This is a genomic window from Bacillus spongiae, assembly GCF_037120725.1.
Lineage (GTDB): Bacteria > Bacillota > Bacilli > Bacillales > Bacillaceae_K > Bacillus_CI > Bacillus_CI spongiae.
The window spans coordinates 1-18757 of record NZ_JBBAXC010000006.1; the positions used below are offsets into that span (position 1 = coordinate 1).

Consider the following 18757-nt stretch of genomic DNA (forward strand, 5'->3'; position numbering starts at 1 on the left):
TTTTGGATTCTTGAAAGCGAATTTGTGTTTCTCCCGATTTTCTGTACGTGGAAAATCGAAGGTAGAAAACGAAATGGGCCTCGCATTAATGGCAGTGAATTTAAGAAAATTCACTGCCATTAACTAAGGTTATACAAGTATTCAAACCCAAAAATAAAAGAAAGGTGAATTTGAGAACTCTCAAATTCACCTTTCTCACTTTTTGAAGCTAGTTATGTCCCAGCCTCTTAAACTTTTAATCGATATTGCATATTTCAATAGGGCAATTTTCACAGCCAATTTCATTCTTTAAGTATTCAAGGTCTTTCACGATAATTCTGCCGTCGTTAGTTGTATCAATGACATTACTTTTCTTTAAATCTCTTAGCATTCGGTTTACGCTTTCTCGAGTCGCACAACAAAATTTTGCAAACTCTTGGTTTGTTAAATGAATATCAATTAAGATTCCATCAGCGACTTTTACACCATAGCTGTTACTAAAACGGATAAGAGTAGAATAAAGAGCTCCTTTTTTTCCGTTCATGACTAAATCTCGTATTTTCGTTTGGAATTTACGAAGATGATTATTTAACCATTTCATAAATTCAAAGGTTAGGTCTGCATTTTTTAATAGTTTTTCTTCAAGAAGATCATTTTTAATCACGAGTACTTCGCTATCGGCTAAGGCAAGTGCGCTTAGCATGTATTTCGGGTTCGCAGTAAATAGGGTTAATTCGCCAATAATGTCCTTTTCTTTACAAATACGCAAATTTAGTTGCTTCCCATCTGGAGTTAATTGGCTAATTTGAAACATGCCTGTGTTAATTAAATATATTTCAGAGGCATCTTCTCCTTCTTGAAAAAGAAAGTTACCTGCTTTCACTTTTCTAGGAGTACTAATGGAAGTTAATAATCTTGCCAACTCATCTGAAATTAAATCAATGTCACGTTTAATTTTGGTGACCTCCATGTACATCCTCCTATCTTTATCATAATGTGGATTATGTTTATTTAAAATAAAAGTTGTTATAAACTCTAATTACTGCACCGTCATAATCATGTGTGATAAAAAATAATGGTGCGAATTAGGGAGTAACGAGTACCTGTGACATTCATCACTATCAATATAAAGTTACCATGATAATATAGGCAATACAATACAAGAATGAAAGAATAGTGGTGAAAATAATGACGGCTGACATCATAGGAGTAGTAATGGCTGGTGGCAAATCGACGAGATTTGGGAGTGATAAGGCGTTCGCTCTTTATCAAGGCACGCCATTATATGAATACTCCATCAAAACTCTTACGGAAGTTGTGAATAAAACAGTCATGGTGACAAACGACAATTTGCTTCAAACTTACCGAGACAAAACAGACCTTGAAATTAAAAGTGATTTGCCACCATTTCAAAACTGTGGCCCGCTTGGTGGACTATATACGGCTTTAACTTCGTGGCAAGCAGATTGGTATCTTGTTTTACCGATCGATGTACCACTAATGAATAAAAGGATGCTACAGCGAATGCTTGCTTATATTGATGGAAAAGTTGATGCTGTTGTGCCTGTTATCCATACAAAAAAACAGCCGTTAATCGCCGTTTATCATTTTACCGTAAAAGATATATTGAGAGAGCAACTGAACAAACAGGATTATCAAGTAACAAATTTCTTAGATAAACTATCTGTCCGGTACTTGGACGAGCAAGATGGAGAAAATTCATTCTTTCATAATATTAATACCCAAATGGATTATAAAATGTACTTATCATAATTGTACACCTTGGAGTGTAAAGATTAAATAATAATGAGTGTTTCAAATAGAAAATAAGGAGAGAGCGTAATCATGAATAGCTTAGACACCTTAGCTCGCCCTTTACGTGATTTACGAATATCTGTAACCGATCGTTGCAATTTTCGATGTAGTTATTGTATGCCGAAAGAAATATTTGGTAAGGATTATCCTTTTATGAAACAAGCCGATATTTTATCCTTTGAAGAAATTGTTCGTCTAGCTACGCTCTTTTCGACGTTAGGGGTAGAAAAGCTTCGTTTAACCGGAGGAGAGCCGTTGCTGCGAAAAGACTTGCCTAAGTTAGTTACGCAATTATCGAAAATTCCCTCAATAAAGTATATTACTTTAACAACAAATGGAGTGTTTCTTGCTAAGTATGCTCAATCATTACTAGATGCCGGGATTTGCAGAGTAAATGTAAGCTTAGATTCCTTAAATAATGAAGTATTTAAAGCAATTAATAACATGAACATAGGGGTTGAGCCTGTTTTAAAAGGCATTTTTAAAGCGCGTGATGTTGGACTAGAAGTGAAGGTCAATATGGTTGTCAAAAAAGGGTTGAATGACGAACAAATAATGCCAATGGTTCGTTTTTTTAAAGAGGAAGGAATCAATTTGAGGTTTATCGAGTTTATGGATGTCGGTAGCTCGAATGGCTGGAATATGAAAGACGTCGTGACGAAGAAGGAGCTATATGAGAAAATTCATGAGCAATATCCTCTGGAGCCCATAGATCGAGACTACTTTGGTGAAGTAGCAAAGCGCTATCGTTATAAAGGAACAAAGGCTGAGGTTGGCTTTATTTCGTCCGTGTCAGAAACCTTTTGTGGATCATGTACGAGGGCAAGGCTTTCGACAGATGGGAAGTTATTTACTTGTTTGTTTGCGTCATCTGGATATGATTTACGTACGCTCTTACGGAGTGATACAACTGACGAAGAGATTGTCGAGAGAATTAGAAACGTTTGGGAAAAACGAGATGATCGTTATTCCGAAATACGAACGGAAGAAAGTACGTCAAAACGTAAAATTGAAATGTCTTATATAGGTGGATGAGGAAGCTGTTCTTTTGTTGTTCCTGTTAAACATTTCACACTATTAAATAGTCAGAGTATAATAGTAAAAGAAGAAGCATACCATTAAGCGGTTGCTTCTTCTTTCTTATTTCTCCTCATTTTCAGCACGAACGACGGAGTGAAACTTTGTTTTATGGGCTCCGTCACAAAAAGGCATTCTTTGTGATAGGCCACAACGACAAAGGGAAAAGACTTGTTTAGTGTCTAGCTTATTTCCTTCTCCATCTAGCAGCTCTACGTCACCAGATACACGAAATGAACCGTTATCATTTACTTTAATTTGAACTTTTGACATTCTACTTCCTCCCTTTTTATGTAGATATTTCTTCTTTGATAGTAAGCGGAAACATGAGAAAAAGCAATAATCTGTGAGCAATTTAAGACGAAAAAACGAGTCCATATGATAAAATGAAAGCATATTAAGGAGGATTTGACAGATGAAGATAACGTTAACGAATGTTGCTCAAGATAAAATCAATGAAAAAATTGCTGATCAAACTGGATTATTAAAATTAAAGTATGAAACAGAAGGCTGTGGATGTGTCGTTAGTGGAGTACCGACACTTTGGCTTGTCGATGAAAAAGACGAAGGTGAGGATGTAGTCATTGAAACGAATCAGATGCCGATCCTTGTTGAAAAGTCTAAAATGGTTTTCTTAGATGAAAATTTAACCATTGATTTCTCTGAAACGTCTAATACGTTTATGCTGAAAACACCTGGACAAATCTTAAATGGGCGAATGGGCTTTATTAATAAAACGAATTAATATAGAAAGTTAATTGTTGAATACGTGGAGGTAGTATGGATAAAATGCTCAAGTAAAACTTTGATTAGGTGTTTGAAGGTCTTCATTCACTCAAATTAACTAAAGCTTACTTATTTGTCCATCCACCTTTTTATTCGTTATTAGTAAGAATGCCGCCTCTTCTTTGTAAGAGGCGGTTTTTGCCATGCATGCCTATACATTACTTATCTGTTTCCATGTGTTCCTTCATTTATATTTCACCCATATATTCCTTTTACCTTTTAATGAATTTATGATAAGTAAAAATTATGTACTTTAAGAAGTATTATCGAATTTTCTAATTGCATGATATCGGATACTCTATAAGTAAAGGGAGAAAAAGGAGGAGATAGGGATGGATATTAAAAAAAAGGTGCAGGAGCAGTTCGGACAATTTGCTGGGAATTATGTTACAAGTGAAATTCATGCAAAGGGGGAGGATTTACACACTTTAATTGCCTTGTCTGGTGTTAAGCCAAAGGATGTCGTGTTAGATATAGCAACAGGAGGAGGACATGTGGCAAACGGGATTGCGCCGTTCGCGAAAAAAGTAGTCGCACTTGATTTGACGGAAAAGATGTTAAAGGAAGCTGAGAGGTTTATTCGTCAAAATGGGTATGAAAATGTTGAATTTATCAAGGGGGATGCCGAAAAATTGCCGTTCCCATCGAAAACCTTCTCTGCTGTCACATGCCGAATTGCACCGCATCATTTTCCAAATGTAAATGATTTCGTTTTAGAAAGTTATCGCGTTTTAAAAGATGGAGGAACGTTTCTGTTAATAGATAACGTCGTACCAGAACAGAATGAATTAGATATATTTTATAATGAGATTGAGAAAAAACGTGACCCTAGTCATTTTCGTGCATGGAAGAAAACCGAGTGGTTGACGATGATTGAACGAGTAGGGTTTGAAGTAGAGCAACTGACCTCATTTTGGAAAATGTTTACATTCGAATCATGGTTTGCGCGTATGGGGTTACCAGTACAGGAGAAAAGGGAATTGGAGCAGTATATGTTAAGTGCTTCCCCTGAAACGAGAAACTATTATCGTGTGAAAGAAGAAAACGGAAGAGTTGTTAGTTTCCAAGGGAAATCTGTTCTCATTAAAGCAAAGAAACGTCACTAAACTGTCGGTTTCGGAGAGAAATAAAAAGAAAACATATACCATAACGATATAAATGGTGTATGTTTTTTTCATTTTTTCGTTCTCTATTGAACAGTACTAGTCCTGAAAATAAATCTCTTGAAGAGTTTTCAAGAGTGTTTCGAATTTTTCTTGTTGAGTATCAAGTGCATGGTCTAAAGCGTCGTGGATAGCTTGAGGAATCGGTTCGTTTGGTTTGGTCCCATCATTCTTCAGCTCACGTGCGAGTACCATCAGCAATAACAACTGAATGGTTTTAGAATCTAATAATATAACGCTTTGATCAGTCCTATTCTCATCATCCAATTGACTCTTTATCCATTCCTTCGTTAGCTTCTGTAGTAAATCTTCCATTGTCTCGTGTTCAGGACTCATGAAAACCGCCTCCTTTCGTGATTGTTCCAGAAATACTAATAGGATTGAGCACAGGGATTCCTTCGGAAACTTCATGGAAATACGTAAAAGAAGAAACGATTCCTGAATAATTGGCGGATGGTAACCACTTTAATTGAAAAGGAGAAAAACTAACCTTTTCATTCGGTTTTAACACGTTCTGATGAACAGGACGTAACCAATACTCTCGTGGATTTTTTACATCATCGAACCGTTCCCACGTATCTCCTGTAGGAATTGGATAGGAGGTATTTCCTTGAAGAAATTTACCGGAAAAATGAAAAGGTGATTCTTCTGAAAGTTGAATACAGATATAGGGATTCGAGATAGACTTTCTTCCAATATTTAATATGTGCAGAGAGCCAATTAACAAGCCTTCAACGTCCGGTTGATGGACGATTCTCTCAGAATAAGAAAAATAACTGATAATATTATATTCAGCTTGACGCTGCTCTTCATGGATAACATACTCAAGTTTTGTAATATAGTCATCTGTCTGCTTACTTAAGCGCTGGATTTTCTGCAATACCTTATCCAATTCGTGACTCAAAATCGTTCACTCCTTCATTATTGAGCGAGGTGTACTCTATTCATCTTTACGAAGGCTGACTGAAGAATAGAACCGTAAAGCATTCTAAAAACAGGGAATAATAGACTTTTCTCAAAAGAGAACGAAGGTCAATGAGTGTGGACTTCTAGTGTTTCTAAAGAAATAGAAAAAAGCTTAGGGAGTTCCTAAGCTCAGGTTGAAATGACTTCCTAGTGATGCTTCTTTTTTGGTGGTGGGAAAAGCTCTGGACATTGTTGCGGGACACCTGGTGTTGGACAAGTAAATGGAATAACATCTCGTGGTGTACAAAATTCCGTTTTCAGTTCAACAACTACTGGGAAGCAAACGAGAATGTTTTGACAGATTTTTAAGTTAACTTCAACGGTCAGATCTGCAGTACCTTGCGGACACATTTGGCTTGTAATAAAGCAATCATTCTCAAGATCATTGGCTACTATGGTTGTACCTTCTGGGGCACATAAAAAGACTTGTTCAAAGCGAGTGAGTGTAAAAGGAGTTTCTAGTGGGGGGGTACCATCATTAAATGTTGCAGTAATTGTATAGGTGATAACTTTTTGAAGCATCACTTCTTGTAATGTAACAGGAAGTTTATCAATGATAAACTCTTGGTCTTGTCGTGTTCCTGGTACCTCTGTAATCACGACATCTGTCACTTCACAAGTAACAGTGTCTAATGTATCACAAGAACCCGGTGAAAGGGCTATAGTTTGCATATCAGTAAAATCTGCCTCATTTACAATCCAATCAAACACCTTTTCCGTTTTAATACAGATACGTTCTTTTTTCGTAGAATGTTCAGTCAAAATGAAAACACCTCCTTATCAGATTCTCATTACATTAATAGAGTATGTGAGAAGCAATAGGAGGTTTGGACATTTGTATATATTTAGTGAAAATAGGTTAATGACTATGTTTTTAAGAAGGTAGAATAGCTACTACAATCTAAATATCCTCTCGTTCCAAAGGATATTCAGTCTAATTATTAAAGAGTGACCCTTTAAATGATATAGAAAAATGCGAAAGGAATGTGAAAACAATAAAATAATGGTTTTTGTACCCATTTTCAACATTTTAGTGAGGTTGTTTAAAATAAATGGCACAAATGAATAGAAAAGAGTAACAACTAGAAAAATAGCCAATAAAATATTATACAAACAGTTGTAAAGGGGTGTGAATATGGACATTCAACATGTCGGTGAAAGGGAAAGGCTGGAAAAATTAAAAATGCTCTTACTCTTGTATACAAAATTATTAGCACAGACGAAGAACGAAGAGCATAGGGAGAGTGACGGAACAGGGGGAATAAAAACTGAGGAAACAATCCTAGAGTGGGAGGAGAAAGAAGGAGGTCATGATTTGGGAGGACCTTCTAATAGGCAGATGTCCAAGCAACAAGAACAAATTGATAACGTAACAAAAAAGTTAGATGAGCTATCTTCTTCTCTGGCCACGATGCAACAAACACTTACGCTACTGCTAGCGGAAAAAAGTGAAGACGGAAAGGTGGTTAAAGAAAATCAACTCGAGGATAATCATTACCATCAACTAATTGAAGGAGAGCCTTCAGAAATTCTAGAAAGTAGTGAGAAAGTAGAAAAAACAAAGAAGCCTTCAAAAAAGAAGAAAAAAAAGAAAAAGAAAGAGAAGGAAAAAGTCAAAAAAACAAGTATTCAACCCAATCATCCTCTTAGTGACATTCTTCAAACCTCGCAACAAGAAACTCACGGACATCCACCTGACTATATACAATTACAATCATTACTCAATAGTGCAAATTGGACAGTAAAGAATAATCATATGTCACAATCAAACTATCAGCAGCCAGGATTTCCGCGTAATACGATGAACAGGAAGCAACGAAGGCAACAAGCTCCACTTCAAGGAAATAACACCAATCAACGGTTAGCTTCACATGCTGCCAAGGATATTGAAGGAAGACAAACGAACGACCGTTTAACGAAGGAACCAAAAGGTTATCTCAAGAATGACCAACATCCTGTCCAGCAAAATATAGGGAGAGCGGTACCCCCTAAAGTGGAAGTAGAAAAAAGCTCTATTCACAATCCATTAAGAAGTGTTGATAGTAAAACGAAGAACGAAACGAACACAACTTCCGAAGAATTGCCTACTAAAACAGGAAAAAAATCTATATTGTCATGGGTAAAAGGTTTTATCCAAACTATTATTATTAGAATATAAAACAGGAAGGTGAAAGTCATTTTACGAAGAAGAAGGTATTATTTAATATAATAGAAAATACCTTCTTACATATAGATAATGATGTTAGCGGTAAAAATCGTTTACGTTTGCTTCTGTTCACATTAGATAGGTCGTTAAAAATTCGTCAATGACTCGTTCATATTGTTCAGGATTTTCGTTGTAAGACTGAGCATGGGCTCCTTTATCAGCTATGTACAGCATTTTATCCCCTGTCTTTTGCTGAAAGAGTGCTTTCGTCATGATAGGTAAAATAAAGTCATCATCTTGACTATGAATAAAAAGGATGGGTTTGCTTATATTACGCATTACTGATAACGGAGAGACTTCCTTAAACGTAAATCCTCCTCGATATTTTAAAAAGAGGTTCGTTATAGGAAGCAGCCATTTTCCATTTACCTTTGTATCCATTTTGAATCGGTATAGAAATTGTGCTTGAAAATCAGAAAAGGAGCAGTCGGCAATATAAAAATCGGCACAATCTTTCAGTCCACCTGCATATAGAAGCATCGTTGCAGCTCCCATCGATTCACCGTGGATGCCAATGAAGGCATCCTCTCCTATTCGTCTACGCAATTCCTCGATGACAGCCTTTAAGTCGTGTTTTTCATAATGACCAAAGGAGGTTGTTTTTCCGCCTGATTGACCGTGGCGTCGGTGGTCATAAATGACTGCATTGAAGCCACGCTTTAGGAAAATATTCATATATTTGATGGAATTCCACTTTGTTTCCGTAACGCCATGACAAAAAACAACATACCTTTTCGAATTATAAGGGTGAATAAAGTAAGTGTGAAGATCATAGCCAAACGGAGAAGGGATGGTAACCTCTTCTTTTGGTAGTGTGTTAAAATCAGCTAAGCTCAATCGATTTGCCATCGATTCACGTTTGATGATGTCTTCCTCTTCTTTTTTTTTCATATAGAGTAGTCGATTCGAAGAATACAGGCCGAAGAAGGTAATGAATCCAGCTGTAAGGATTCCCCAAGTAACGGCGAGCCATTTTTTCAAGTACAGCACTCCTTTCGACTTAGATACTATTGGTTCATTCCGACGGTTTGTTCTTTCTTTTTATTTTTCTCTATAAAGGGAAAGCATACCTACTTTTCTTCTATTTTCATTCATTTGATTTGGCGGCTAACTTGTTTAGTTTCAATGGGGAGGTAAGACAATCGACAAAGCTTTAAATAAAGCAGCACTTTAACATGAATGTATGGCTTCTTTCTATTAATAATATGCTGGAACGTTTCATTCTTTCCTTTTTGATTTGATAAAGAAGAGTCTCAACGATTTTAATATCGGTGAGACAAACCACTAATAGTTTAACGATTGGAGTTGGTTAAAAAGCGTTTTAAAAGGGTAGTGTCAATCGGCACTACCCTTTACTCTTTAAGACTTCGCATTATGCTTTTTAGTGGGGTGAATAGCAGTTTCGACATCTTCAGCGGCCATCACTTGCTTTCCTTTATTGGCATTTGGTTGTCCTTTTTGGCTAAAGCCTTTTTCTCGTTTACTCATTCGATGTCCTCCCTTCTCTGAAATCGTATCTTTAGAATGAGCAAAAACTAGAAGGACTATGTACGAGATTTTAAAGAATAAACCCCACTTTCAATTGGACGAGAAAGGTGTGGTTGAATCACGTCAATAGCTTCGCACAGTGTATCAAGATTGATACCTGTAGAAATGCCCATTCTCTCTAACATATAAACAACGTCCTCTGTTGCAACGTTGCCGGATGCACCAGGTGCAAACGGACAGCCGCCAAGTCCACCAGCCGATGTGTCAAAGCGTGTGATTCCTGCTTGTAGGGCAGCTAACACATTTGCCAGGGCCATTTTTCGAGTGTCATGAAAATGAGCTGTTAACAAAATGGATTCAAGTTTATCTAAAAGCATTGAAAATAATGTGTATACTTCCATAGGCGCGGCCATGCCTATTGTGTCTGCCACACTTAGCTCGTCTACTCCCATTTCAGCAAAGGATCGACATAGATTTAAGGTAGATTCAGGATTCATTTTTCCTTCATAAGGACAATAAAAAGCGGTTGAAATACAAGCTCGAACAAAATAATGTTCTTGTTTTAATGAATCAATTAACGGCTCGAGCTCCAGTAAGCTGTCAGTCGTTGATTTATTAATGTTTTTTTGATTAAACGTATTACTAACACCTACAAAGACAGCGACCGATCGACAATCTGTTTCTTTTAAACGAGCAATTCCTTTATGATTTGGCGCAAGGACGATATTTTGTCGGTCATCTAAGCAAGAATTCACAATTTCTTGTGCATCTTTCATTTGTGGCACCCACTTAGGTGAAACAAATGAAGTTAATTCCATTTCAGAAATATTGGCTGCTTTTAGTAAGGAAATAAATTGTTTTTTTATATCAGTCGGTACAAATTGTTTTTCATTTTGCAGACCATCTCGTGGACCAACTTCAATAATCGTGGCTTTATGTGGTAAATTCATGCTTTCCCCTCCTCTGTTTTCTTTTATTGTAGAAAGCAAAACAGTAAGAATCAACAAAAATTTTCAAACATTCAGAAAGGTATTTAAAGCGCTTACATCGAATAGTGTTAAGGTTAGTAGATTTTGAGGAGGAATACAGATGGGAAGAGATGTTGTCATTGTGAGTGCTGTGCGAACAGCGATAGGAAGCTTTAACGGTACATTAAAAAATATAACGGCTCCTACACTCGGGAGTATCGTTATTAAGGAAGCCTTACATAAATCTGGAGTACCTTTAGATCAAGTTGATGAAGTCATTATGGGCAATGTATTGCAGGCAGGATTAGGTCAGAACCCCGCTCGTCAAGCGGCATTAACAGCAGGTTTATCTGAGGATGTACCAGCAATGACGATAAATAAAGTGTGTGGTTCAGGGTTGAAAGCTGTACATCTAGCGACACAAGCGATAGTAGCAGGAGATGCTGAAATCGTGGTGGCAGGTGGAATGGAAAATATGAGCCAAGCACCTTATTTACTTAAGGGAGCTAGAGAAGGGTATAAAATGGGTGACCAGAATATCATTGATAGCATGATTTCTGATGGCTTATGGTGTGCTTTCAATGATTACCATATGGGGATGACAGCAGAAAATCTCTGTTCACGCTTTGAACTGACAAGAGGTGAGCAAGACGAATTTGCTGCAAAGTCTCAGGAAAAAGCGGTACAAGCAATGGAGTCAGGAAAGTTTGAAGCTGAAATTGTCAGTGTCGAAATACCTCAGAGGAAGGGAGATTCTCTCCTTTTTAATCAGGACGAATATCCTCGAAAAGGAACCACTGCTGAAGGCTTAGGAAAGCTGCGAGCTGCTTTTAAGAAGGATGGAAGTGTAACAGCTGGAAATGCTTCGGGCATTAATGACGGGGCAGCAGCTTTAGTGGTTATGTCGAAGGAAAAAGCCGATGAACTAGGCATTACGCCGCTTGTTTCGATAATGGGAAATGCCAGTGCCGGGGTTGACCCAAGTGTAATGGGATTAGGTCCTGTTAACGCTGTGAATAAAGTGATGGCGAAAACTGGCTGTACGATGCAAGACATGGATTTGATTGAAGCAAATGAAGCGTTCGCAGCTCAATCCTTGGCGGTAGGGCGCTCACTTCAATTCAATTTTGATAAGGTAAATGTCAATGGAGGCGCAATAGCATTGGGGCATCCAATTGGAGCTAGTGGTGCAAGAATTCTGGTTACCTTAATACATGAATTAATAAGACAAGAGGGGAACCGAGGGTTGGCGACACTTTGTATTGGTGGAGGACAAGGTGTAGCGACAATAGTAGAAAGAGTAAAATAAAAGGAGAATGGATATGAAAAATGTTTATACATCTTTTCCTGAAATTATTGCTGATATAAAAGATGGAAGTACGCTTTTAGTTGGGGGATTTGGTTTATGTGGTATTCCAGAAAACACCATATTAGCTTTAGTAGAATCTGGTGTAAAGGATTTAACGGTCATTAGTAACAACTGTGGTGTTGATGACTGGGGACTTGGATTACTATTAAAAAATAGACAAATTAAGAAAATGGTTGGCTCATATGTAGGGGAAAATAAAGAGTTTGAAAGGCAAGTTCTAGCTGGAGAATTAGAAGTAGAACTTATTCCGCAAGGAACATTAGCAGAAAAAATACGAGCAGGTGGAGCTGGCATTCCTGCATTTTATACACCCGCTGGAGTAGGAACCCCGATTGCGGAGGGAAAGGAAACGAAATGGTTTAATGGAAAGGAATATCTGTTAGAGGAAGCAATAACTGCTGATTATAGCATTGTACGAGCAGCCAAAGGAGATAAAATGGGCAATTTAATTTATAACAAAACGGCCCGAAACTTTAATCCAATGATTGCTGCCGCTGGGAAGGTAACGATTGCGGAAGTAGAAGAGTTGTTGGATGTGGGTGCTCTAGACCCTAATGAAATCCATACACCAAGTGTATATGTTCAACGAATCGTTCAAGGAAAACAAGAAAAGCGAATTGAAAGACGGATGACCATAATAGGGTAGAGAGGAGTGTTTATAATGGATAAAGCGCAAATAAGAGAACGAATTGCTAGGAGAGCGGAAAAAGAAATTAAGGATGGCTATTACGTAAACTTAGGAATTGGGATGCCTACATTAGTAGCTAATTATATTGAAGACAATAAGGAAGTGGTCCTTCAATCTGAAAATGGCCTTCTTGGAATTGGCCCATATCCTCATACAGAAGATGTGGAAGCGGATTTAATTAATGCTGGAAAAGAAACGGTCACAGCTATTAAGGGAGCTTCCTTTTTCGATAGTGCAGAGTCATTTGGCATGATCCGAGGAGGTCATATAAATATAGCCATTCTAGGGGGCATGGAAGTAGCTGAAAATGGTGACCTTGCCAACTGGATGATTCCTGGTAAAATGATTAAAGGAATGGGTGGAGCGATGGATCTAGTGCATGGTGCTCAAAAGATAATTGTTATCATGGACCATGTCAGTAAAGATGGCTCTTCAAAAGTGAAAAAAACGTGTACGTTACCACTTACAGGGAAAGGTGTTGTCGATCGAATCATTACCGAAAGAGCTGTGATCGACGTTACCGAAAAAGGGCTTGTTTTGAAAGAGGTAGCAAAAGGATTTACCGTTCAAGACATTATCGATTCAACAGAACCTGAGTTAACGATAGGTGAAGAGCTACTTACAGAAGCATATGAATAAAAAGTAAAAAGCAGCTGAAATGGCTGCTTTTTTGGTATACTGAATAGAAGAAGCGTTACAGTCATCATATTGTAAAACAATATAGAGCAAAGGAAGAGTAGGATGAGTAAAAAGAGAAAACAACCACAGCGCAAAAAAGAAACAACAGAAAAAAAAGCCACCTTAAAGGATGCGTTAGATGTATCATTGCTTCAGCAGCTTCAAAATACAAAGAAAGAACTAGAAATACAGGAAGTGAAAAAGAAGCAGCTGGAAGCAAAACGAAAAGAAGAAGAACGAAAGCAGAAAGAGAAGAATAAGAGCTTTGAACAATTATTACAAGAAAGTCAAATGGATTGGAAAGAGTTTAAAGATTAAGAAGGGAAGTAAAGATAATTCCCTATCTATTTCATATTTGTAGAAAAAAGCCATTGAACTTCCCAAAAAAAAGCCTCGTTATTACGAAATAAATAACTTTATTAATTTTGAAAGAACGATGGAAGAGAAGTATATGAACGAATTCGAGCAATGAAAAGGATGTTTCGATTCATTTGTTACAAGGCACTGTGAAACCTATCATCTTAATATTTGTGAAGGGAGTAACAATCTCCCTTCAGTATGATGTATATGATGAAGGAAAAATAGGTACGGACTTAGTAGCAAAGGATGGCAAATGCCATATAGATAGATTGCCATTAAGAAAAGTGATAGATAAAAAAAGTCATCATTTTATACAATCATCCTTCTCAATCAATTCCTCTGAAGTTTTGATCCCCATTTACCTGACTATGTAACATTCGTTATAGTTCTTCTAAACTAGTCATTACTCCGATTCTCAATTAAAATAGTTTATTTAAGAACTAGTTCCATTTACACCCTAAATAATTGTGTTTCTTAAGAATCATTCTCTACAATGTTCTTGATATTGTAACGAACACTAGCATATAGCAGTAATTAACTGATTATTACAAAAATAATATATAGTTTTTAATTATAATAATTATAAAAAAGTATTGATTTTTAATTAGTGAATGTTATTATTAGATTGTAATAATTATAAATTATATTAATTTGATGAGGTGGTTTTCGTATGACTATAAATAAAAACAAATTGACAACTAGCTGGGGCGCTCCTGTTGGCGATAATCAGCATTCTATGACAGCAGGCTCACGTGGACCAACTTTAATCCAAGATGTTCATTTATTAGAGAAACTAGCACATTTTAACCGTGAAAGGGTTCCAGAAAGAGTCGTTCATGCGAAAGGAGCAGGAGCCCATGGATATTTTCAAGTAACCAATGATGTATCAAAGTATACAAAAGCAAATTTCTTGTCAGAAGTTGGGAAGCGCACTCCCTTATTTATTCGTTTTTCAACAGTAGCTGGAGAAAATGGCTCAGCAGATACAGTAAGAGATCCACGAGGTTTTGCTGTGAAGTTTTACACAGAAGAAGGCATCTATGATTTAGTTGGAAACAATACCCCAGTATTCTTTATTCGAGATGCCATTAAATTTCCTGATTTTATTCATACACAAAAAAGAGACCCGCAAACTCATTTGAAAAACCCGACAGCCGTATGGGATTTCTGGTCTCTTTCCCCTGAATCTTTGCATCAGATCATGATTCTTATGTCGGATCGTGGCATTCCAGCAACATACCGCCATATGAATGGTTATGGAAGTCATACGTTTAAGTGGGTGAATGCCGAGGGAGAAGGAGTTTGGGTAAAATACCATATTAAGACGGAACAAGGTATTAAAAATTTAGCACCTAAAGTTGCTGTGGAGATTGCTGGAGAAAATCCAGATTACCATACAGAGGACTTATTTAATTCGATTGAAGAGGGTGATTTTCCGTCATGGAAGGTGTCTGTTCAAATTATGCCATTAGAAGATGCAAACAAGTATCGCTTCGATCCATTTGATGTGACGAAAGTGTGGTCTCATAAAGATTATCCAATGATTGAAGTAGGTCGAATCGTTTTGAATAGGAATCCGGAAAATTATTTTGCTGAAGTGGAGCAAGCCACCTTCTCTCCTGGATCATTTGTACCTGGTATTGAGGCATCACCAGATAAAATGCTACAGGGACGTCTCTTTGCATATGCAGATGCTCATCGATATCGCGTAGGGGCTAACCATCAACATTTACCAATCAACCGATCTAAATCAGAGGTTAGGACTTATCAACGAGATGGACAAATGCGCTTTGATGATAATGGGGGGAAATCCCCTTATTACGAACCAAACAGTTTTGATGGTCCAGAAGAATCTCCTGAGCATCGACCATCAACGAGTGTGGTTTCTGGTTTAGCTGAAAGTGTAGGTTTCGATCACCATGATCATTACACTCAACCTGGAGATTTATATCGCTTGCTAAGTGATGAAGAGCAAGAACGACTTATTCAACAAATTGTTGCCTCAATGGCACCTGTAACGAAAGATGAAATTAAACTCCGTCAAATTCAACATTTTTATAAAGTAGACCCTACTTTTGGGAAACGGATTGCACAAGGATTAGGAATAGCTATATTTAATTAACTCTAAAGAAAAAAGAACGTTAATATTTGGGACGGGTTATATCATATTTGAATTGTATTGGGATCATACAGGATATTTTAAAAGAAAAGTAGAAACAGCCACGCTGCTTCTACTTTTCTTTTCTATATTTCATAAGGGCCATTTCGATGCTGAAGGTAACGGGACATCTTTGTTATGTCTTTTAATAACTGCCTTTCCTCTGTGGTAAGTTGAGGTGCATTCAGAGCTTGAACATTTTCTATAAGTTGTTCAATTGAACTCGCGCCAGGGAGAATAGCTCCTACAGCGGGATCTGATAATGTATATTGCAGAGATAGCTCAGTCATCGATCGGAAATCCCCAAGTTTATCTTGAATACTAGAAAAAAGGTGAGTCAGCTCATGATAAGAATAATCTAAATATCCTTCTGTTAACACTTTATCGGATGCCTTTTCTAACATGGTATTACTTAATATTCCTTTCGCTAATGGACCGCGTGCAACCACACTTATTTCATTTTCCCTTAAGAGAGTGAAGGCTTCTTCTGGTCGGCGATCAAGTAAGCTATACTGCATCATGATGGTATCAATTGAAGCTTTCTTTACGTATTCCTTTATTACATTGAGTCTAATTGAGGAAATTCCGTACGAACGAATTAATCCTTCGCTTTTTAACTCCTCAAATGCTTCAATCGTCTCATCTATAGGATCATCAATGGTTCCGCCATGAAGCTGATATAAATCAATATAGTCCATATTTAATCGTCGTAGACTTGCTTTAACGGCTTCTTTAATATACCGTTTGGAAGGGTCCCACTTCCAAGAAGAGCGGTCTTTTGCCCAACGATTCCCTACTTTTGTTGCTACAATGACATCGTTACGAACGGCTTGAAGCGCTTTTCCCACAATCTTTTCATTTTCGCCAAAGTCATACAAATCTGCTGTGTCAAAATAATTGATTCCATGCGATAATGCAGCTTCTACTATATCTTTTGCTCGCGCTTCATCGGTTCCTAGAGACATACAACCAAGTCCCATTTTACTTACGAATATATTTGACTTTCCAAGCTGCCGCTTTTCCATCATTATCATCCTCTCATCGCTTATTCCCTTTTTATCATAACGAAAAATAGGAACTTGGGACAATGATGGGTTAGCCGTTTTTATGAATTTCCTTGATCCATTCATTCACAAATCGATAAGACTTTTGATAATGTACAAGCGCCGCACGGATTTCCCATGCTTTGCCACTAATAATGACGCCATTTTTTCGTACATATACCTTCAAGCTTCTCACCCCCGGAGTATGATAAAATGTATGATGAAATTGTTGTGTTAGAACAAGGAGGAATAGGCAGTGAAAAAATTCGAAGAAAAAACGATCAAATCCGAGACACTATTTAAAGGAAAAGTCATTTCATTAAAAGTAGACGACGTGCAATTGCCAAACGGAAAGACTTCCAAACGAGAAATTATTAACCATCCTGGAGCTGTCGCTGTTTTAGCTGTGAAAGAAGACGGGAAAATCATTATGGTTGAACAGTATCGAAAGGCTTTAGAGCGGTCATTGCTAGAAATTCCAGCAGGAAAATTAGATGAGGGAGAAGAACCAAAGGTGACCGCAGAACGCGAGTTAGAGGAAGAAACCGGGTATGGCTGTAAAAGCATGAGTCATTTAATTAGTTTTTATACCTCTCCAGGATTTGCAGATGAATTAGTTCATCTATATATTGCAGAGGGTCTCTACGTAATGGAAGATAGTAAGGGGACAGATGAGGATGAATTTGTAGAATTAGTGGAGATAACGGTTGATGAAGCATTGAATTTAATAAAAAATCAGGTTATTTATGATGCCAAAACATCCTATGCTGTTCAATATTTACAACTACAACAAGCTCTAAAAAATTCATAATGAGATCATTTATTGCCGATCTTCATATTCATATTGGACGGACATACCAGAACAATCCTGTCAAAATTACTGCAAGTAAAGAGATGCGGGTGAAAAAAATTTTAGAGTATGCTCGGTATCCGAAAGGAATTGATATTGTCGGAATTATTGACTGTCATTCGCCCGAAGTGATTGAGGAATTACAATTATTACTAAATGCTGAATTACTACAAGAGCTTCAAGGGGGAGGTTTTCGTTATCACAATGGAGTTACGCTCATCCCTGGGTGTGAAATGGAGATAAATGACCACCGCTCTTCAGGACCTGTTCATGTGCTCAGTTATTTTCCAACATTAATGAGTTTAAAGAAGTTCTCAAAATGGTATACAACAGTCGTAAAAAATCCTCACTTGAGTACCCAACGTATTAATGTTGATGGTATAACATTGCAACATAAAATTAAAGAGTATAACGGGCTTTTCATCCCAGCTCATATTTTTACTCCATTTAAAAGCTTGTACGGCAAAGGGGTGAAAAATTCATTAACTGAAATGTTTTCTCCCGACCTTATCGATGCAGTTGAACTGGGACTAAGTGCAAATACAAAAATGGCCGGTCAAATTGGTGAACTACAAGGTTTTGCCTTTCTTTCCAATTCAGATGCTCATTCACTTGGGAAAATGGCCAGAGAATACACCGTTTTTAGGTTAGAGAACGCTTCATTTGAAGAAATTCAAAAGGCTTTAAGTTCATCAGAACGACGTAGTATTATTGGTAATTACGGATTGAATCCTCTCCTAGGTAAGTACTATGAAAGTACCTGTAAAGCATGTGGTGCCATTTGGAGAGGGGGTAGTTGTGAGAAATGTGGTGGACAAAATTGGATAAAAGGTGTTAAAACCCGAATTAGTGAGCTAAAAAGGGTTGAGAGTACGAAATTAAGACCACCATATATTCATCAAATCCCGTTAGAGAACATTCCGGGTATAGGCAAGAAAACGAGAGATAAATTATTGTCGGCTTTTAAAAGCGAAATGAACATTCTTCACCATGTCACGGAAGAGCAACTAAGAAAGGTGATTCCTGATATACTCGTTCATCGAATAATCCAAGCTAGAAATGGGAAAGTGGAGCTTCAAGCTGGTGGAGGAGGAAGATATGGTAAATGGATAGATAGGCAATAAAGTATTGTTGTTTTTAACAATATTTTATTGCTTTTTAAA

The 18757-nt window shown here is 37.3% G+C and carries 22 protein-coding genes; 12 read left to right on the top strand and 10 right to left on the bottom strand.

What is annotated here, in order from left to right; all coding sequences use genetic code 11:
• Positions 1-235: 235 nt before the first annotated feature.
• Positions 236-949 carry a Crp/Fnr family transcriptional regulator gene (locus WAK64_RS08455; RefSeq protein ID WP_336586528.1) on the bottom strand — a complete coding sequence of 238 codons (714 nt, stop codon included), beginning with the start codon at positions 947-949 and terminating at the stop codon, positions 236-238.
• 206 nt (positions 950-1155) lie between these two features.
• Here WAK64_RS08455 and WAK64_RS08460 point away from each other — a divergent pair, with 206 nt between their 5' ends.
• Together WAK64_RS08460 and moaA are read left to right on the top strand one after the other, a co-directional pair.
• Positions 1156-1752 carry a molybdenum cofactor guanylyltransferase gene (locus tag WAK64_RS08460; protein ID WP_336586529.1) on the top strand — a complete coding sequence of 199 codons (597 nt, stop codon included), beginning with the start codon at positions 1156-1158 and terminating at the stop codon, positions 1750-1752.
• Positions 1753-1824: 72 nt separating this feature from the next.
• Entirely contained in the window at positions 1825-2829 is a 1005-nt protein-coding gene (gene moaA / locus WAK64_RS08465; protein WP_336586530.1) for a GTP 3',8-cyclase MoaA, read from the top strand.
• Positions 2830-2934: 105 nt separating this feature from the next.
• Here moaA and WAK64_RS08470 read toward each other — a convergent pair whose 3' ends face one another.
• On the bottom strand, positions 2935-3144 hold the full coding sequence (locus WAK64_RS08470; RefSeq protein WP_336586531.1) for a CDGSH iron-sulfur domain-containing protein: 210 nt from the start codon (positions 3142-3144) through the stop codon (positions 2935-2937).
• Between the two features lie 142 nt (positions 3145-3286).
• Here WAK64_RS08470 and WAK64_RS08475 point away from each other — a divergent pair, with 142 nt between their 5' ends.
• Both WAK64_RS08475 and WAK64_RS08480 read left to right on the top strand, forming a co-directional pair.
• Positions 3287-3616 (top strand): iron-sulfur cluster biosynthesis family protein, encoded by a 330-nt coding sequence (locus tag WAK64_RS08475; protein WP_336586532.1) that lies wholly within the window; start codon positions 3287-3289, stop codon positions 3614-3616.
• Between the two features lie 373 nt (positions 3617-3989).
• Positions 3990-4763: a class I SAM-dependent methyltransferase gene (locus WAK64_RS08480; protein ID WP_336586533.1), complete on the top strand. Its 774-nt coding sequence runs from the start codon at positions 3990-3992 to the stop codon at positions 4761-4763.
• Between the two features lie 96 nt (positions 4764-4859).
• Here WAK64_RS08480 and WAK64_RS08485 read toward each other — a convergent pair whose 3' ends face one another.
• The 3 genes from WAK64_RS08485 to WAK64_RS08495 form a co-directional block, all read right to left on the bottom strand.
• Positions 4860-5156 (bottom strand): hypothetical protein, encoded by a 297-nt coding sequence (locus WAK64_RS08485; protein WP_336586534.1) that lies wholly within the window; start codon positions 5154-5156, stop codon positions 4860-4862.
• Positions 5146-5724, bottom strand: coding sequence for a hypothetical protein (locus tag WAK64_RS08490; protein ID WP_336586535.1), 579 nt, complete (start codon positions 5722-5724; stop codon positions 5146-5148). The genes WAK64_RS08485 and WAK64_RS08490 overlap by 11 nt, the downstream gene beginning before the upstream one ends.
• Before the next feature lie 209 nt (positions 5725-5933).
• Complete coding sequence (locus tag WAK64_RS08495) at positions 5934-6548, bottom strand: BMQ_0737 family morphogenetic spore coat protein (RefSeq protein WP_336586536.1); 615 nt, start codon at positions 6546-6548, stop codon at positions 5934-5936.
• A gap of 373 nt (positions 6549-6921) precedes the next feature.
• Between WAK64_RS08495 and WAK64_RS08500 the strand changes: the two genes are divergently transcribed.
• Positions 6922-7944, top strand: coding sequence for a hypothetical protein (locus tag WAK64_RS08500; RefSeq protein WP_336586537.1), 1023 nt, complete (start codon positions 6922-6924; stop codon positions 7942-7944).
• Positions 7945-8061: 117 nt separating this feature from the next.
• Here the strand turns inward: WAK64_RS08500 and WAK64_RS08505 are convergent, their stop codons facing one another.
• The 3 genes from WAK64_RS08505 to WAK64_RS08515 all read right to left on the bottom strand — a co-directional run bounded on the left by WAK64_RS08505 (position 8062) and on the right by WAK64_RS08515 (position 10430).
• Positions 8062-8973: an alpha/beta hydrolase gene (locus WAK64_RS08505; protein WP_336586538.1), complete on the bottom strand. Its 912-nt coding sequence runs from the start codon at positions 8971-8973 to the stop codon at positions 8062-8064.
• 378 nt (positions 8974-9351) lie between these two features.
• Positions 9352-9480 (bottom strand): hypothetical protein, encoded by a 129-nt coding sequence (locus WAK64_RS08510; RefSeq protein ID WP_336586539.1) that lies wholly within the window; start codon positions 9478-9480, stop codon positions 9352-9354.
• A gap of 56 nt (positions 9481-9536) precedes the next feature.
• Positions 9537-10430, bottom strand: coding sequence for a hydroxymethylglutaryl-CoA lyase (locus tag WAK64_RS08515; protein ID WP_336586540.1), 894 nt, complete (start codon positions 10428-10430; stop codon positions 9537-9539).
• A gap of 139 nt (positions 10431-10569) precedes the next feature.
• Here WAK64_RS08515 and WAK64_RS08520 point away from each other — a divergent pair, with 139 nt between their 5' ends.
• The 5 genes from WAK64_RS08520 (at position 10570) to katA (ending at position 15665) form a co-directional block, all read left to right on the top strand.
• Positions 10570-11757 carry an acetyl-CoA C-acetyltransferase gene (locus tag WAK64_RS08520; RefSeq protein WP_336586541.1) on the top strand — a complete coding sequence of 396 codons (1188 nt, stop codon included), beginning with the start codon at positions 10570-10572 and terminating at the stop codon, positions 11755-11757.
• 13 nt (positions 11758-11770) lie between these two features.
• Positions 11771-12463: a CoA transferase subunit A gene (locus tag WAK64_RS08525; RefSeq protein WP_336586542.1), complete on the top strand. Its 693-nt coding sequence runs from the start codon at positions 11771-11773 to the stop codon at positions 12461-12463.
• Positions 12464-12478: 15 nt separating this feature from the next.
• Positions 12479-13144, top strand: coding sequence for a 3-oxoacid CoA-transferase subunit B (locus WAK64_RS08530; protein WP_336586543.1), 666 nt, complete (start codon positions 12479-12481; stop codon positions 13142-13144).
• Positions 13145-13246: 102 nt separating this feature from the next.
• Positions 13247-13501, top strand: a complete 255-nt coding sequence (locus tag WAK64_RS08535) for a YqkE family protein (protein WP_336586544.1) — start codon at positions 13247-13249, stop codon at positions 13499-13501.
• Positions 13502-14219: 718 nt separating this feature from the next.
• Positions 14220-15665 (top strand): catalase KatA, encoded by a 1446-nt coding sequence (katA, locus tag WAK64_RS08540; protein ID WP_336586781.1) that lies wholly within the window; start codon positions 14220-14222, stop codon positions 15663-15665.
• A gap of 122 nt (positions 15666-15787) precedes the next feature.
• Here the strand turns inward: katA and WAK64_RS08545 are convergent, their stop codons facing one another.
• Together WAK64_RS08545 and mciZ are read right to left on the bottom strand one after the other, a co-directional pair.
• Entirely contained in the window at positions 15788-16726 is a 939-nt protein-coding gene (locus WAK64_RS08545) for an aldo/keto reductase (protein ID WP_336586782.1), read from the bottom strand.
• 70 nt (positions 16727-16796) lie between these two features.
• Positions 16797-16931 carry a Z-ring formation inhibitor MciZ gene (gene mciZ, locus WAK64_RS08550; protein ID WP_336586545.1) on the bottom strand — a complete coding sequence of 45 codons (135 nt, stop codon included), beginning with the start codon at positions 16929-16931 and terminating at the stop codon, positions 16797-16799.
• A gap of 69 nt (positions 16932-17000) precedes the next feature.
• Here mciZ and WAK64_RS08555 point away from each other — a divergent pair, with 69 nt between their 5' ends.
• Both WAK64_RS08555 and WAK64_RS08560 read left to right on the top strand, forming a co-directional pair.
• A complete protein-coding gene (locus WAK64_RS08555; protein WP_336586546.1) occupies positions 17001-17555 on the top strand; it encodes an NUDIX hydrolase in 555 nt (184 codons plus the stop codon).
• On the top strand, positions 17555-18718 hold the full coding sequence (locus WAK64_RS08560; protein ID WP_336586547.1) for an endonuclease Q family protein: 1164 nt from the start codon (positions 17555-17557) through the stop codon (positions 18716-18718). The genes WAK64_RS08555 and WAK64_RS08560 overlap by 1 nt, the downstream gene beginning before the upstream one ends.
• Positions 18719-18757: the final 39 nt, after the last annotated feature.